General features: G+C 50.9%; 12 protein-coding genes. 9 read left to right on the plus strand and 3 right to left on the minus strand.

The annotated features are described in order from the left end of the window. Nucleotides 1-25: 25 nt before the first annotated feature. On the minus strand, nt 26-1,576 hold the full coding sequence (locus BLR06_RS12290; protein WP_092073625.1) for a sigma 54-interacting transcriptional regulator: 1,551 nt from the start codon (nt 1,574-1,576) through the stop codon (nt 26-28). A 264-nt stretch (nt 1,577-1,840) separates the two neighbouring features. Here BLR06_RS12290 and pstB point away from each other — a divergent pair, with 264 nt between their 5' ends. After that, nucleotides 1,841-2,596 (plus strand): phosphate ABC transporter ATP-binding protein PstB, encoded by a 756-nt coding sequence (gene pstB / locus BLR06_RS12295; RefSeq protein WP_092073628.1) that lies wholly within the window; start codon nt 1,841-1,843, stop codon nt 2,594-2,596. Nucleotides 2,597-2,630: 34 nt separating this feature from the next. Further along, entirely contained in the window at nt 2,631-3,290 is a 660-nt protein-coding gene (gene phoU, locus BLR06_RS12300) for a phosphate signaling complex protein PhoU (RefSeq protein ID WP_092073631.1), read from the plus strand. Nucleotides 3,291-3,683: 393 nt separating this feature from the next. Here the strand turns inward: phoU and BLR06_RS12305 are convergent, their stop codons facing one another. Together BLR06_RS12305 and BLR06_RS12310 are read right to left on the minus strand one after the other, a co-directional pair. Further along, nucleotides 3,684-5,069, minus strand: coding sequence for a PhoH family protein (locus BLR06_RS12305; protein ID WP_092073634.1), 1,386 nt, complete (start codon nt 5,067-5,069; stop codon nt 3,684-3,686). A 231-nt stretch (nt 5,070-5,300) separates the two neighbouring features. Further along, complete coding sequence (locus BLR06_RS12310) at nt 5,301-7,085, minus strand: ATP-binding protein (RefSeq protein WP_092073636.1); 1,785 nt, start codon at nt 7,083-7,085, stop codon at nt 5,301-5,303. A gap of 190 nt (nt 7,086-7,275) precedes the next feature. On the opposite strand from BLR06_RS12310, the gene BLR06_RS12315 reads away from it, so the two are divergent. The 7 genes from BLR06_RS12315 to BLR06_RS12345 all read left to right on the plus strand — a co-directional run bounded on the left by BLR06_RS12315 (nt 7,276) and on the right by BLR06_RS12345 (nt 16,470). Beyond that, nucleotides 7,276-8,430: an MGDG synthase family glycosyltransferase gene (locus BLR06_RS12315; RefSeq protein ID WP_173812741.1), complete on the plus strand. Its 1,155-nt coding sequence runs from the start codon at nt 7,276-7,278 to the stop codon at nt 8,428-8,430. Between the two features lie 24 nt (nt 8,431-8,454). Then, nucleotides 8,455-9,183 carry a zinc dependent phospholipase C family protein gene (locus BLR06_RS12320; protein ID WP_092073642.1) on the plus strand — a complete coding sequence of 243 codons (729 nt, stop codon included), beginning with the start codon at nt 8,455-8,457 and terminating at the stop codon, nt 9,181-9,183. 82 nt (nt 9,184-9,265) lie between these two features. Continuing rightward, nucleotides 9,266-11,098 (plus strand): GGDEF domain-containing protein, encoded by a 1,833-nt coding sequence (locus BLR06_RS12325; RefSeq protein WP_245698137.1) that lies wholly within the window; start codon nt 9,266-9,268, stop codon nt 11,096-11,098. Nucleotides 11,099-11,302: 204 nt separating this feature from the next. Next, nucleotides 11,303-12,157, plus strand: a complete 855-nt coding sequence (locus BLR06_RS12330) for a phosphate ABC transporter substrate-binding protein (protein WP_092073644.1) — start codon at nt 11,303-11,305, stop codon at nt 12,155-12,157. A 194-nt stretch (nt 12,158-12,351) separates the two neighbouring features. Beyond that, a complete protein-coding gene (pstC, locus tag BLR06_RS12335) occupies nt 12,352-13,272 on the plus strand; it encodes a phosphate ABC transporter permease subunit PstC (RefSeq protein ID WP_245698138.1) in 921 nt (306 codons plus the stop codon). After that, nucleotides 13,273-14,133, plus strand: coding sequence for a phosphate ABC transporter permease PstA (gene pstA / locus BLR06_RS12340; protein WP_092073648.1), 861 nt, complete (start codon nt 13,273-13,275; stop codon nt 14,131-14,133). A gap of 222 nt (nt 14,134-14,355) precedes the next feature. After that, on the plus strand, nt 14,356-16,470 hold the full coding sequence (locus BLR06_RS12345) for a methyl-accepting chemotaxis protein (RefSeq protein WP_173812739.1): 2,115 nt from the start codon (nt 14,356-14,358) through the stop codon (nt 16,468-16,470). The last annotated feature ends 26 nt before the right edge of the window (nt 16,471-16,496 follow it).

Here is a 16,496-nt window from a genome sequence, read left to right on the forward strand (position 1 = left end):
TTATCTGTTCAAGCCGGCAGTTTCTTCAGGCCGGCGTAAAATGGTTGAGGGATAAACCGTGTTTGCGCAGCTTTTTGAGAACCGCTGTATGGGACAAACCGAGCAGTTTGCCGAGCTGCCGGGAAGTATGAGAATGCTGCAGGGCCAGGCATAATACTTCACGTTCTGTTTTTTCCAGCGCTTCTTCCAGGGTGTGAGGCGGCAATAGCGGTTTGCAGGCCGGTGTATCATGGTGCAGAATAATATGTTCGGCCAGCAGCGTAGAGCCAGTGACAATATTGACGGCGCGCTCAATAACATTCTCCAGTTCGCGGATGTTGCCGGGCCAGGCGTAGCCGCACAGCTTTTGCAAAGCTGTTTCGCTGACGGTATCCGCCTGCTTATGCAGCCTGGCCGAAAACCGGCGGAGAAAAAAATCGACCAGCAAAGGTATATCCTCCCGGCGTTCGCGCAGGGGCGGCAGGAATAAAGGGATAACGTTAAGGCGATAATATAAATCTTCCCGGAACCCGCCTGTGGCAATCATTTCCTCCAGATTACGGTTGGTTGCCGCTAAAATGCGGACATCGACGGCGATTTCCCGGCTGCTGCCAATCCGCCGTACTTTGCGGTCCTGGAGAACACGCAGCAATTTTGCCTGCAAGTGAGAAGAGGTTTCCCCAATCTCATCCAGAAACAACGTGCCTTTATTGGCTAATTCAAACAGGCCCTGCTTACCGCCCTTAACCGCTCCTGTAAAGGTGCCTTCTTCATAACCGAATAACTCGCTTTCCAGCAGGGCTCCGGGGATAGCCGCGCAATTTACTGGCAAAAATATATGATCGGCCCGTGAGGATGCAGTATGCAGGGCCCGGGCAAATAATTCCTTGCCGGTGCCGGTTTCGCCGCGGATAAGAACCGTGGAATTGCCCCTGGCATAATTTTTGGCCAACGCAATGACCTGTTGCATGGATTTGCTGCGATGGAGAATTTCCTGGAAAGTCAGGGCAGGCTGCTCGGTAAGTTGCTGAAAGAGTTTTCGTACATCATGAATGTCTTTCAGAATGGCCATTGCTCCGGCAATTTCACCGGACTTATCCAGTAAGGGACGACTGCTGACAAGATAGTGACTGTTTGTTTCTCCGACAAATACCTCGCGATTGGTATAGGCCAGACCGTTTTTCATTGATTCCACCAGCGAATGGCAATAGGGAAATACGGCCAGCAATTCCTGCCCCAAGGCCTTGCTGCAGGGAATGTGCATAATTTTTTCTGCGGCCGGGTTGTACTGGGTAATCCGTCCATGCCTGTCGATGGCTAAAATACCGTCATTGGCGGCGGCAAGCACCGTATTAAGCTGTTCCGATTTTTCCTGGTGAGGCATAAGGTCAACAGGCGCAAGATCCAAAACACCGGGGATTGTACGAAGCTCCCGGCACAGGTCTGCCGTCGTTTGCTCGTCCAGCGGCGCGGTTTCAAGATACACTATTTTTAATTCGACCTCCATGGAGATAATGTTGATTTGCCGGGCGGCAAGAATTTGGGCAATATCAAGCACCAGGCCCACGCGGTCGATGTTGGGAATTTTGATACGCATTTGTTTCACCTTCCCTCAGTAATAGCACGCATATCAATTCTAACACGAATAGACAATTTATTCTATATTATTACAATATTGAGATAATATTCCGGGCTGGCGGCCGCTGACCGCCAGCAGTTGCATTTAGCCATTCGGCGCAACAAGAGACAGGCGCAGCTCCGCTTAAGTTAACAAAAACGTAACGGAAAATTAACAATTACACCGGAGCTTTATGATATATTGCCGATAGGAACAGTTGTAATGGCAGCAGGAGGGATAGCTATGGAGTATAAGATACAGGCGAATAAACTTAAATTATATTATGGAAATGTTCTGGCGCTAAATAAAATCTCCATTCAGGTGGTAAAAAATAGCGTGTTGGCATTGATTGGGCCTTCCGGTTGCGGCAAGTCGACCTTTATTAAAACGCTCAACCGGATGAATGATTTGGTTGAAGGCGTTAAGATTGAGGGTGAAGTGCTGCTGGATCATATCAACATTTATCATCCTGACACTGATGTGGTCATGCTGAGAAAACGGATTGGCATGGTATTCCAACGGCCAAACCCATTTCCGATGTCGATTTATGATAACGTGGCTTACGGACCGCGCATTCATGGTTTGACCAATAAGTCCGCCCTTAATTCAATTGTTGAAAAGAGCTTACGTGGCGCTGCGTTGTGGGATGAGGTTAAGGACCGGCTGCATACCTCGGCGATGGGGATGTCCGGCGGCCAGCAGCAGCGGCTGTGTATTGCCAGGCTGCTGGCGGTCGAGCCGGAGGTTTTGCTGATGGATGAACCCTGCTCGGCGCTTGATCCTATCTCCACAATGAAGATTGAGGAACTGATCACTGAATTAAAGCAGAATTATACCATCGTTGTAGTTACTCATAATATGCAGCAGGCTGCCCGCGTATCAGATTATACGGCCTTCTTTTTGAATGGCGAACTGATTGAGCATGATCAAACCGATGCTATTTTCACCAGGCCGCAGGATAAGCGCACCGAGGACTATATCACCGGCCGGTTTGGCTAGCATAAATAACAATAAAACGCGGGAGGCGAGGGATTTGTCAAGTACCAGGCAGAGTTATAACCATGAGCTGGAGAATTTACGCTGCGATATATCCGAAATGGGAAATTTGGTTGGTTTGGCCATTGGTGAAGCGGTAAAGGCGCTGGCTGCTCAGGATAGGGAGCTGGCGCACAAAGTGATGGCCGGGGACGATATGATTGATGGTATGGAAGTGGATATTGAGGATAAGTGCATGGTGCTGATTGCCACCCAGCAGCCTTTGGCGCGGGATTTGAGGATTATCGGCACCGGTCTTAAAATAACAACCGATCTGGAGCGAATTGGCGATCATGCGTTTGATATTGCTAAAATTGCCTTGAAACTGGCTGGGGAACCATTCATTAAACCTCTGGTGGATTTGCCCCGCATGACCGATATGGCGCAGGCGATGCTTAAGGATTCACTGGCGGCCTACACCAGTCTCGACATTGCCCTGGCCGAACAGGTATGCCAGGCTGATGACGGTGTTGATAATCTTTATCAGCAAATCTTCCGTGAGCTGTTAACTTACATGCTGGAAGATCCGCGGACGATCAGCCAGGCAACCCAGCTGATATTTGTCGCCCGTTATCTGGAGCGGGTAGCCGATCATGCCACGAATATCGCCGAGTGGGTTATTTACCTGGCAACCGGCCGGCGAATGCGAAAGAAGTAAGGAAAGCGGACTGCTGGCGAACGAAGAATAGTGCGCCGAAAACCGGGGCCGGTTCCTGCTCGTTAAAAACGAGCAGGAACCGGCCCCGGTTTTCGGCGGGATTGGGAAGGTGAGAAGCCTTGCCTTGGCAAATGATATTAATAAGGCGCAAGGCAGGATTTAATATTTAGCAACGAGAAGGTACTAATGTCTTGGCAAATACAGGATGATAAAGACTGGTGTATGGGTGGAACGCGGTTGACGGCACCAAGATTTCTGAACACAGCGTGGCCCGGTAATTCATTTGAATTACCGGGCCACGCACAGCGACTGACTGGAGAATCAAGCTTTGCCGGAATTATTGGCGCCAGCAAATGGGATCGTTCGTCCAGCCCGCAATGATGCCGTGATCCCTTACATGCGCAGGGCGGCCTCAGCGGCCAGGGGCGAACGTTCGCATTCATCATGCGTTAGGGTAACCTGATAGCAGAGGCTGCTGCCCAGCATTTTTTCACTGGCATAGACCAAACCGTTGGTTTGACTGTCGAGATAGGGGTGGTCGATTTGGGCCGGATCGCCCAGCAGGATAATCTTTGTTCCCAAACCAGGACGGGTAATCACCCCTTTGGCCTGTTTGGGGGTCGAGTTTTGCATTTCGTCCAGAATCATCCAGTATTTCTGCAAGGAACGGCCGCGTTGGTAAGCGAGCGCCTCGGCTTGAATAATCCGCTTGTCAAACAGCATCTGAACGGTGTCTTCAATTTGGGCCACTTCTTTGGAGTCGGCTGCCGCCGGCCCGGACATAAGGGTGAACAGATTGTCTCTGATGCCTCGCATATAAGGACTGATTTTTTCGCTCTCCGAGCCGGGTAAAAAGCCTATTTCCTCATCCATTGGGATATTGGGCCGGCAGATGAGGATATGATGATATTGCCGGGGGCGGCAGTCCAGGTTATGATATAGTCCGACAGCCAGTGAATAAAAAGTTTTGGCAGTACCGGCCGGCCCCTTGATGATGACCAGCGGCGCTTCTTCCGGACTGGTCATCAGGCACTCCTGCATGAAGATTTGTCCGACATTGCGCGGGTTGACGCCAAATGGGTTGCGGCTGCGGTATTTGAGATGAACAATATGCTTGCCGTCAAATCTGCCCAAGGCAGTATGCCGGCTGTTGTCGGGAGAGCGTAAAAGTAAAAACTGATTCGGCACCAATACCGGATTGGACATGGTATGTGACGCCGTGTCATATATTTTGATGCATTCCGGACTAATCGAATTTTGATCATCGCGGTGAAATTCATTGATGACGTCTGAGGCCGCATAGGCCTCCAGCCGGCCGGTGTATTGCTGTTCAATGGCCGGTACACGGTCATTGTTGAAATCCTCGGCCTGAATAGTAAGAATGGTTGATTTTACCCGGAGGTTTGTATCCCGGCTGACCAGAACAGTGGGCTGACCATTTTCGACAAGACCTTTACATACCTGGAGTATGCGGTTATCGGCTTTCTTCCTGTCCCAATGGATAGGAATCGGGATATCCAGATGGTTGGCCTCAATTTTTAGAATACCACCGAGTTCATTTAGCTTCACCCCATCCAGCAGGTTGCCTGTTACCCGGAAAGCATCAATCATTCGGCTTACCTGGCGGCTGTTGGCTCCCCGTTCGGTTGCTTCGGCCTTAAATTTGTCCAGTTCCTCCAACACCACTTCAGGAATGACGACGGTGTGTTCGCTGAAGGCGAATAAGGCATGCGGGGAATGAAGCAAAACATTGGTGTCAAGTACATAGTGTTTAGCCAAATCCGTGACCCCCTTTAGATTTATCCAGAGTTTTATATAAGAAGACCTGATTTCAGCCGGGGGTTTTAACTCCAGCTGATCTTAGCCGTTCTTATCCAGGACTTAGCCGCTCTTAACTCCCTGAGAAGGGGGCGGCGGAGCGGAGCAGGGTAAGCGTAAATCCTCCTTATTAGATATCTTAATCCATTATATGCATGACTGGCAGTGGTGCAGTAAAAAATAATGAAATATTTAGCCGGCCGGCGGCAGTCTGAAGGTAAAGGTTGTGCCGAGATTAACCTGGCTTTCCACCTGGATGGCGCCGCCGAGCATTTCAATAATGAACTTTACCAGGGCCAGACCCAGGCCACTGCCCCCGGCCGTCCGGGTACGGGAGCGATCCACCCGGTAGAAACGGTCAAAGATGAACGGCAGATCCTTGGCCGGGATGCCGATGCCCGTATCCCGGACTTCTACCAGCACGCCAGCGGCCGTCGACTGGCATTTAAGCATTATTTTACCATTGGCCGGAGTGTATTTAACCGCATTTTCCACCAGATTAACCATTACCTGCTTGAGCCAGTCATAATTGGCCAAAGCCACGGCTTCAGCATCAGAAGCCGGGTCAATGATAATTTCCTGTTGTTGGAGGCCGGCCTGAACGCTCAGTTCCTGGGCAACTGTTTGCAGCAGCGGCTGAAGGGCAATTGGTTCAAGCTGAATCTGCCGCCGGTATTCCTGGGAGTCCAGTTTGGCCAGCTGCAGCAGGGCTTTAAGCAGGCGGTTCATGCGTTCTGCTTCCGTGTGAATAATCGAAACAAATTTGTGACGCAGTTCAGGTGTTTCCAGTGCGCCGTCCAGCAGTGTTTCGGCAAAGCCCCGGATTGCCGTCAGCGGTGTGCCCAGCTCATGAGAAGCGTTGGCGACAAAATCAATTTGCCGTTCATGGAGTTCCTGCAAGGCGGTTATGTCATGGAAAACGCTGAGTACGCCTGCCGCCGGCTGACCGCTGTTGGTAATCGGGGCAAAAAACACCTGGAAAATACGCTGGCTGCCCTGAATATTTGTTTTTAATTCAATGGTTTTGGTATGGTTTTCAGCAATAACGGCTTGTACTGTCTGATTGAGCAAGCTATTGCCGATTACCTCAAGACTGTGCCTGCCAATCATCGCATCGGCAATGTTGAAGATCTCCCGGGCTTTTTTATTCGCTCCGGTAACCTGGCCGTAATGATCAAGGAGAATTACGGCATTATCCATATGGGTGAGAATTAAAGACAGCTTTTTTGCTTCGGCTGAGGTTTCATTGATTTTATCATCAAGATTGGAGGTTAGCTGGTTAATGGTATGGGCCAGCAGTTCGAGTTCGTCACCGGTGCGGATGTGGATACGACGGCTCAGATCGCCATCGGCAATTTGTTTGGCGGCGGCGGTTATTTCCTCAATTGGCGCAGTATATTTGCGGGCCAGACGTATGCTCAGTAAAATGGTTAGCAAGGCCGCAGCGAAAATCGCCGCCAGCAAGGTCGAGCGAATTTGGGAGAAATCGGCTTCGACCGGGGCCAGCGTACTGGCTGTGCGAACAATGCCGATCAGTTCATTGCCGCGTTTGATGGGAAGCGCGGCATAAAGCATATTTTGACCGGTGGTTGCACTATAGCGAATGGCTGTGCCATAGTCGCCAGTCAGTGCAGCCCGGATTTCCGTACGCTCCAGATGGTTTTCCATCGTGCCGGGATGCTCCCATGAATCAGCCAATACTGTGCCGGTGATATCAAGGATGGTAATGCGAAGATCAATTTTACCGCTCAGCTCTTTAATTTTTTCGTCAATACCGGCTTTTTCGCGGGGACCGTTCATGTATTCTTCCAGCAATTGTTCGGTTATTTTGGCGTTGGTTACCAGGTGGGCGGTTTGCCATTCTAAATTTTGCCGGTAAAAAAACCATAACAGATAACTGCCTAACAGCGCTAAGGCAACAGTAACCAGGATCAAAAAAGAGATTAGAATTCTGGTGCGGAAGCTCCATTTTATCAAACCCATCCCTCCTTAGGTAATTCCATTATAGTGGGATAAAGCTTCGCACCGCAACCCTGAAATGATTGTCAAAATTAGACACGTGTTTAATTTACAAATAAATAACCTGTCGTTAACCGGACTTAACCTCTTTTTAACAAGAGAGCGGTTTGTCCTGTATTATACTGAGGTTGAAATGGAGGAGAGAACAATGCGGCCAAATCCTAAAAGAGTCCTGATTGTCTCAGCTTCTATTGGTTCAGGGCATAATCAGGCGGCTGAGGCTATTGCCGGCCGGATTGCCTGGGAAAATCCGGGAGCCACGGTGAAGATCGTGGACTTTATGGATCAGGAGAATTCTTACTTTAACACGCTGCTGAAAGAGACTTATTTAAAGATGCTGCATTTGTCGCCAAGCATGTACGATGTTTTATACCGCTGGACCAAGTTGTCCGGCAGCGGCTTGCCGGTACAGAATCTGATGGCGGTCATCATGAAAAAGACGATGGAAAAATTGATCCGTAAATACCGCCCTCACCTGGTCATCTGTACGCACCCTTTTCCCTGCGGAGCCGCTGCATATCTGAAAAAAACGCGCGGCATTAAAACAACGCTGGCCGCCGTCATTACCGATTTTGCCATTCACCGGCTGTGGGTTTATCCCGAAGTCGATTTGTACTTTGTCGGCGTTCCCGAGCTGCGTACTGAACTCTTAGCCCAGGGGATCCCCGGCCGGAGCATTCATGTGAGCGGTATTCCGATTGCGGCGGCTTTTGAGCAGCTTTATGATAAGCAGTCCATCGCAGCGGAACTGGGGTTAAGCAAAGACCTGCCAACGGTATTGGTGATGGGAGGCGGCCTGGGCCTTGGCGGGGTTAAGCACGCGCTGGAAAACTTAGCGGCCGGCGGCAGTGTCCTGCAGTTGATCGTGCTGACAGGCCGAAACCCAAAACTGCAGCAAGCCTTGCGCCAATATAGTCCGGCCTCGCCTCATATTGTCCGGCTGTTGGGTTATTCCCACCGGGTACCGGAATTAATGGCTTGCGCCGATCTATTAATCACCAAACCGGGTGCACTGACCATTTGCGAGGCTCTGGCAATGAAGCTGCCGCTGGTGTTATATGAGTCCATCCCCGGTCAGGAGAAGGATAATGCCGGCTATATGAGCCGGAAAGGCGCGGCTGTGTGGGTCCAAAGCGATGACCAACTGCAACCCACGGTGAGCAGGCTGCTCAATAATCCGGACCAGCTGCAGCGGATGCAGGCCATCGCCCGTGAGTTGCGTCAGCCGCAGGCCGCCAGGAACATAGCGGCCATTCTTGAGCGGTATTTCCGCACGCGGTATTTTACAGCAGCCAACCTGTAGTAAGTGATAAAAGGAGGATTTATTATGAGCTTCCCTGCCTTGGGCAATGCATCCATGCTTCTTGGCGCTAAAGTTTTGCTGGCCGCGGTAAGCCCGCTGCAGGGCTTTTTCGATCAGCCGGGCATAGCGCATGAATTTTGCAACCGCCAAGCGGTAACCATTCTGGCCCGCGATGGCAATACCGGCTATGCCCGGCTGCTCAGCACCTATATGACTGAGCTGAATGCCGGTGTATACTGGGCCGATAAAGGCTGGAAGAATGTCGGCCATTATTATGAGCCGGTTGGCGGCAGGGGGCTATGGCAGTTTAGTAATGCTCTGGAGAGTTTCAACAGTTATTATTACCGCTGTCTAACCGCGCTGGGCGGCGGCAAAATAAGAGACGCGGTATTTTTTCTAGGTGCGGCGGCGCATTTATTGCAGGATTTGTGTGTGCCCCATCATGCCCGGGCTAAAGTATTCAATGGACACAAAGAATATGAAGGCTGGGTAAAAGCACATTATTTCAGTTATGCAGTTGACCGTTTCAGCGGGTTTAACTGTCGGCCGGACAATCAAAGGCTGCTGCTGGATAATGCTGCTATGGCGGCTGATCTGTATGATTTGGTCGACAGCGAGCGAGGCAATGCCCGATATCATGAAGTGACTGCCATTGCGTTGCCTCAGGCCCAGCGGGCAACGGCCAGGCTGTTTGAGCAATTTTGCCAGTGCGTTCAGTCCATGGCGTCGTTCAAGCTGATTACCGTAGCATGACAAAGAACTATAAGAATGCCGGCCGGTTTAACCGGTTGGCGGGCCGAGACGGGCAGTAATCTACATCATTGGGGGAAGTGCTGTGTGGGATACTAGCTGGGGAAAGATCGCGACCTTTGCCGGATTTTTTACAAATATCGGCCCAGGCGCAGGTATGGCAGACCCGGATGCCGCAGAGCTGTTTCATGCTATATTGGAACAAAATGAAATCAATACGGTGTTTCAACCCGTGATTTCTTTAACCGACGGCACTGTTATCGGGTATGAAGCGTTAAGCCGCGGTCCGCAGGGGTCGGCCCTGGAACGGCCGAGTGTTTTGTTTGAGACCGCCCAGCGGCTGAATAAGCTTTGGGAGCTGGAACTGCTCTGCCGGACGGCGGCCCTGGAACAGGCTAAGTATATGCCGCCTGACAAAATGCTGTTTCTTAATGTTGATCCTAAAATTATTCACGATGTCCGGTTTCAAAAGGGTTTAACCACAGATTTGCTGGACAAGTACCAGCTTGATCCTACCGGCATTATTTTTGAAATTACGGAGAAGACCTCGGTGGAGGATTATCGCAGCTTTCGCCGGGTGCTTGATCATTACACCGGCCAAGGGTATAAAATTGCCATTGACGACACCGGCTCGGGCTATTCGGGACTGCGCATGCTGGCTGAGACCAGACCGCAATTCATTAAGATGGATATGCAGCTGGTGCGGGATATTGACAAGGATCATTTAAAACAGGCGTTAATTAAGGCTTTTTATGATTTTGCAATTTTGACAAATATGAAAATAATTGCTGAAGGCATTGAAACCGTCAGTGAATTATATACGTTAATTGACATTGGCATTCACTATGGACAGGGGTTTTTGCTGCAAAAGCCAATGCCGCAGTTTCTGGATCTCCGCCCGGACATCAGAGAACTAATTCAGCGTAAAAATAAACAAAAAAAGAAAGAAACGTTTTATACGGCAATTACCATGCCGGTAGGTGAAATTGCCAGGTGTGACCCGCCGCATAATCCTGATTGCAGCGGAGCACAGGCGATTGAGGCTTTTAATCACAACCTGTCACTGCGCGGCATCCCGGTAGTAGAGGACGGTCGGCCGGTCGGCCTGTTAATGAAAGACCGGTTTTTGGCCAATCTGGCTACACAGTACGGGGTAGCTATTTATATGAACCGGCCAATCCGCCTGCTGATGGACCGGGACCCGCTGGTTGTCGATTATCATACTTCGCTGGAACAGGTGGCCAAACTGGTTGTGGCCCGAACAGACGATACCCTGTATGATTACATTATCGTGACCAAGAATGAAAGCTATTACGGGGTGACCAGCGTCCGGCGGCTGCTGGAAAAAACCACGCAACTGGAGATCACCCGGGCCAAGCATTGCAATCCGCTGAGCGGGTTGCCCGGCAATATTATTATTGAAGACAAAATTAACCGGGCTCTGGACGGCAAGAGCGATTTTTCCATTTTGTATTTTGACCTGGATAATTTTAAGCCGTATAACGATACTTACGGCTTTGAGCACGGCGATAAGATTCTATGCCTGACAGCCGAGGTTATCCGCCAGCAGCTGACACTTCTGGGGCCGCCCGATTCTTTTATTGGACATATCGGCGGCGACGATTTTATTGCCGTTGTTCACTCCGCCAACGTGGATCAGTTGTGCCAAGCCGTTATTGACAATTTCGATTTGCGGATCAGAGGTTTTTATACCGAGGAACATCTGACCAACGGCTTTATTATCGCCAAAAACCGGCACGGCAGGGAAGAACGTTATCCCATTATGGCCATATCGATTGCCGTGGTTACCAGTAAAGGCCGGAAATTCACCAATGCCACGCAATTGGCGGAAGCCGCCGGTGAAGTCAAAAAGCAGTGTAAGCTTACCTGGCACAGCTGCTATAAAGTAGCCGAGTAACCGGTGAAGGACGCTGATAAGCGGTCTGGCAAACCTTTAACCGGCCGGTTATGCAATCAAAAATAAGGTATTAAATCCAGCCAATGATGAAAAACTAGCAATAGAATAGAATTAACAAAAACGTAACACCGGCTTAACACAAAAGCCTGGGTGGAGGCTTAAAATTAGGTTGTATGATTTTTACAATATGGGAGGGTATTTTAAATGAAGTTTTTCCGTAAATCCAGAATGATGATTGCTGCTGTAGCTTTGATGCTGGGCGTAACCTTTGTCGCCGGCTGTGGCGGTGAAAAGAAAGAAGCTGCCGCTGATTTGCAGGGTACGGTGACGGCTTCAGGTTCTACCGCACTTTTGCCGCTGTTAAAGCCGGCCCAGGAGGAATTCCAGAAGAAAAATGCTAAAGTAACGGTAAATATCTCCGGAGGCGGTTCCTTCACCGGAATGAATCAGGTTGCCGCCGGCGCTGTCAATATCGGCAATTCCGACGTTAATCTGCCGGCCGATTTTAAAGACAAAGGCCTGGTAGACCACCGGGTAGCGGTTATTCCGTTTGTATTTATCACCAATCCTGATGTAACTGTGGATAATTTGACTCAGCAACAATATGTGGATGTACTGACCGGTAAAATCAGCAACTGGCAGGAAGTTGGCGGCAAAGACCAGAAAATTACGCTGATTCACCGGGCGAAGTCTTCCGGTTCCCGGGCTACGATTGCCGAGGTGGTGTTGAAAGACGCGGCATTCACCGATAATGCCGTTATTCAGGATTCCAACGGTGCGGTAAGAGCTGCTGTGGCCAGCACACCGGGGGCAATCGGTTATGTTGATGCTCCTTATGCCGACAATACAGTAAAGGTTTTGGCTTTTAACGGCGTTAAATACAGCCCCGAGGCAATCATTGGCGGCCAATACCCGGTATATACTTATGGACATATGTACACTAAGGGTGAGCCAACCGGTCCGGTCAAGGCTTTTATCGACTATGTCATGAGCAAGGACTTCCAGGAAAGCTTTGCCGAAAAGAGTGGTTTTATTCCAGTGACAAAAATGAAAAAATAATCTTTTCCAAAAGAGTCAGGCATTCGTGCCGGCTCTTTTTTGCGCCATTTATTCCGCCTGCTGCGCCGGGCGTCAGGCAAATATTTCCTGCTTAATAATTTAACGAAAAATTAACACTATCCTAACAATGAGAGTTTCTGTTATTGTTTATAATTCTAGATATACTAAACATAGAGCAGGGATGTGAAGCTGTTATGGCATTAGCGGCAAAGGAGCTTAACGTAATGGGCGCAGGCGGGAATCGCGACCATAAAATGAAGCTGTTATACGACCGTTATATCCGCTATTTATTTATTGCCAGCGCCTTTCTCATGACGGTGATTATTTTGGCGATCATCGTATTTGTCGGGCAGCAGGGGCTGATGACGTTTACTGAAGTAAGCCCGCTGGAGTTTTTTCTGACCGCTAAATGGGATCCCATGGAGGGACAGTACGGGGCGCTGAGTTTTATTGTCGGTTCAGTGTCGGTTACCATGCTGGCTATATTTTTTGGTGCGCCGCTGGGGCTGGCCGGAGCGGTGTTTATGGCTAAAATCGCCCCGGGCTGGCTGCGGGAAGTCATGCGGCCGGCAACCGATTTATATGTGGCCATACCATCGGTCGTATATGGTTATGTGGGACTGACTATTCTGGTGCCGTTTATCCGGGAGTTTTTTAACGTCAGTATCGGGTTCGGCTTATTGGCTGCCTCCATCATATTGGCGGTAATGATTTTACCAACCATTATCAGCATTTCAGAGGATGCGCTGCGGTCGGTGCCGCGCCCCCTGGAGGAAGCATCCCTGGCGCTTGGAGCAACCCGCTGGCAGACAATCTGGCTGGTTTTACTGCCGGCGGCGCTGCCGGGAATTCTTACGTCAATTATTCTGGCCATGGCCAGGGCTGTCGGTGAAACAATGGCCGTGCAAATGGTGATTGGCAATACCCCGCAGCTGGCCTATTCCTTATTTATGCCAACCGCTACGCTGCCCAGCGAAATTGTTGTGGAAATGGGCAATACTCCTTTTGGTTCAGCCTGGGGCAATGCCTTGTTTTTGATGGCGCTGGTACTGCTGCTGATTTCACTGGCCATGATTTTAATTATTCGGCGGATTGCCCAAAGGAGAGTGGTCTAAGTGCCGGCGAGACTGGTAAATCAACTGGCCACCATAATGATGTGGCTGGCGGGAATGCTGATTATCGGCATTCTGACCGTGTTTTTAGGTTATATTTTATATAAAGGGCTGCCGGTATTATCGTTTGGTTTTCTCTTTGGAATGCCCAGTGAGATTAGCGCAGGCGGCGGGGTCGGCCCGCAACTGTTTAATTCCTTTTATATCCTGTTTTTATCGATGGCCTGTTCGATTCCGGTGGCCATTGGCGCGGGAATTTATCTGGCCGAATATGCCGGCAATAACCGGCTGACTGATTTAATCCGCCTTAGTACGGAAAGTCTGGCCAGTGTGCCGTCCATTGTACTGGGATTATTCGGGATGATTATTTTTGTAAATTATTTTGGACTGGGCTTTAGCATTCTTGGCGGGGCTTTGACTCTGATGCTGCTTAATTTGCCGGTGCTGGTCCGGGTGACGGAAGAGTCGGTGCGTACTGTGCCAAGCCATTACCGTGAGGCCAGCCTGGCGTTGGGCGCTACCAAATGGCAGACCATCTGGCGGGTTATACTGCCCAATGCCTTACCGGGCATTATGACCGGTATAACCCTGACCGCCGGCCGGGCGCTGGGTGAAACCGCCATTCTGATCTTTACCGCCGGGACGACAGTGTCGCGGGTGGTGCCGGATTTTGAGGTTACCGCCGCCGGGGAAACCCTGGCCGTTCATCTGTGGTATGTCATGGCCGTTGGCCTGGTTCCCGACCGAATAAGCATTGCCGACGGCATTGGCGCATTATTGATCCTAACTATTCTGGTGATTAACCTGGTGGTGCTCATTCCAGGAAAATTACTGCAAAGAAAACTTGGCGCTTCTGGTCACTAACATGAAAAATACGCCCCGGCCGGGGCGTTTTTTAAACAGAATGCAGTACTGCGCCAACCCAGAAACTGCAAGCGATGGCGAGATGATTTTTCGTAAGACAAGGCGGAGGAATGAGGCATACCGGACGTATGCCAATTGACGACAACGCAGTATTACGGAAAATCATCCGGCAGCAATTGTAGAATTCTGGGTTGGTGCAGTACTAGTATGGAGGTGCGATTTGTGTTCAAGCGAATGGTCACAATGCTCAGCACTAAGCGGCAATTACTCCAGGGAGCGGTTCGCGCCAAAATCAAGCCGGCGGCACTGCGAAGCTTTATGACCGGGCAGGGCAGGCTGCACGGCATCGACAGGCAAACCTTGGTTAAATCAGCGACTTCATTGCGGGCCAAAGCTGCGTTATATACAGTAGTCACCTGCATGATCCCGGTGGCGGCAGTAGGCTGGTATTTTATTCATGAAACAGCGGCGGGCCTGACTGAGGCTGCAATTGAGCGAAATAGCCAGGTCGCCGAACGGATTGCAAGCGATATCGGGAGCCTGCTGCAAACGAAAAAGAATTTTTTAATGCTTGCCAGCGCTGATGCTGCCATCAGGTCCCTGGATCGTGAAGCCGGCCGGCGGCAGTTGTCAATGCTGCAGCCTTTTTACGGCAGCAATGACCCGTTGTTTATCGTCGGGTCCGACGGGCAACAAATTTTACGGACCGATGAGAAGCCGCTGGTGAATGTGGCCGATCATGAATATTTTAAACAGGGAATCAAAGGGCGCGCCGGCTTTGCCGGACCGGTCAAAAGCGAGGCTGACGGCAGTTTGACCTTGATTGGCGCAGCGCCCATTTATGGCGCTGACCACAAGGTTGAGGGCCTGCTCGGGGCGAATATCGAGCTGGCCAACCTCCGGTTTATGGTGGAGCAGGTGTTGTCGCAAAACCCGGGTTATGGGGTAACGATTCTTGACGCAAACCTGATTCCGGTATTTCATCAGGGTGATTCGTCGGCAGTTGAGGAACAGCGGGCCTTAACCGAACCGTTATACAGTACAGCGGTGGAAGAGCAAAGCGGCAGCAGTGTGGGAATTTTGCGCGGTCAGGAATATTTTACCTCATACCGCCCCATCGCCGACAGCGGCTGGATTGCTGTTGTCACCTATCCCAAAGCTGTGGTTTCGGAGAGAATTGCGGCAATGATTGAACGCGGCGCGGCGGTAACGCTATTGATCATTGCCGTTTTTGCGGCAGCCGGTCTGTATTTTACCAAACAGGCGCTCGCGCCTTTACAGCAGTTGGCAAACGGAGTGGAAAATGTCGCAAAAGGAAATTTAACCTACCGGCTGAACTACCGGCGGCAGGATGAATTGGGACAGGTATCCGCCGCCTTTGATGAAATGACTGCCAGATTGCAGGAAATCGTTTTGTCGGTAAAGCAATCGTCGGCCTTGGTATTTGAAGCCAGCGGCAGTGTCGCCGCGGCCTGCGCCCAGTCGCAGGCCGGCAGTGCGCAGGTGGCGGCCGCTGTTGGCAGCATTGCCGGTAAACTGGCTGATCAGGGACAAACGACTGCCGACGCCCAACGGCAATTGCAGGAGCTGGCCAAGCTTACCGCCGGCGTTGATGAAGCTATGGTCAGCATTGCCCGGTCTGCTGGTCAATGCGCCTTTTTCGCCAACGACGGACAGGCTGTCATTGCGCGGACTCTGGGAAATATGGGGCAGCTAAAACAGCTGATGGAGAAAGCCGGACAGATGGTCGGCAGTTTGGGTGAAAGCACCCGGGAGATTGGCAATATCTCCACCGCAATAGCAGCCATTGCCAGCCAGACCAATTTATTAGCGCTTAATGCGGCGATAGAAGCCGCCCGGGCGGGCGAAGCCGGCCGGGGCTTTGCTGTTGTTGCCGATGAAGTGCGCAAGCTGGCCGAGCAGTCGGCGGGGGCCACGAAAAATATTGCCGAAATTACCCGTAAGGTAGCTGCTGAAACCGAAAGTGTGCTGGCGGCGATGCAGGACAGTTATACTCATGTTGATGAAGGCGTTAACATAGCCCAAATCAGCAGCACTGCTTTCGCGAATATTATCGGAGCGGCCCAGGGGGTCCAGCAACAGGCGGAGGCCGGCAAACAGCAGACAGGCGGACAACTGGGGCATTGCCGGAGTGCATTGCAGGCGGTTGAGGGCATTCATTGTCTGGCCGGGGAAAACACGCACAGCGCCCAGGATATTGCAGCCGTAAGTGAAGAACAGGCTGCTGCTGCCCAGGACATTAACGGGTCCATTGAAAAGCTCAAGGTCATGGCCCGGCAATTGGACTGTCTGGTAGAGCAATTTAGAATTAGCTGAATAAGCACAGACCGCAATAAATACCA

The sequence above is a fragment of the Dendrosporobacter quercicolus genome, from assembly GCF_900104455.1.
Classification (GTDB): Bacteria; Bacillota; Negativicutes; order DSM-1736; family Dendrosporobacteraceae; genus Dendrosporobacter; species Dendrosporobacter quercicolus.

What these genes read in the sequence shown, in the direction of transcription:
- BLR06_RS12290 (WP_092073625.1), bottom strand. Translation starts at nt 1,576, where the DNA reads ATGCGTATCAAAATTCCCAACATCGACCGCGTGGGCCTGGTGCTTGAT.
- pstB (WP_092073628.1), top strand. Translation starts at nt 1,841, where the DNA reads ATGGAGTATAAGATACAGGCGAATAAACTTAAATTATATTATGGAAAT.
- BLR06_RS12315 (WP_173812741.1), top strand. Translation starts at nt 7,276, where the DNA reads ATGCGGCCAAATCCTAAAAGAGTCCTGATTGTCTCAGCTTCTATTGGT.
- BLR06_RS12320 (WP_092073642.1), top strand. Translation starts at nt 8,455, where the DNA reads ATGAGCTTCCCTGCCTTGGGCAATGCATCCATGCTTCTTGGCGCTAAA.
- BLR06_RS12330 (WP_092073644.1), top strand. Translation starts at nt 11,303, where the DNA reads ATGAAGTTTTTCCGTAAATCCAGAATGATGATTGCTGCTGTAGCTTTG.
- pstC (WP_245698138.1), top strand. Translation starts at nt 12,352, where the DNA reads ATGGCATTAGCGGCAAAGGAGCTTAACGTAATGGGCGCAGGCGGGAAT.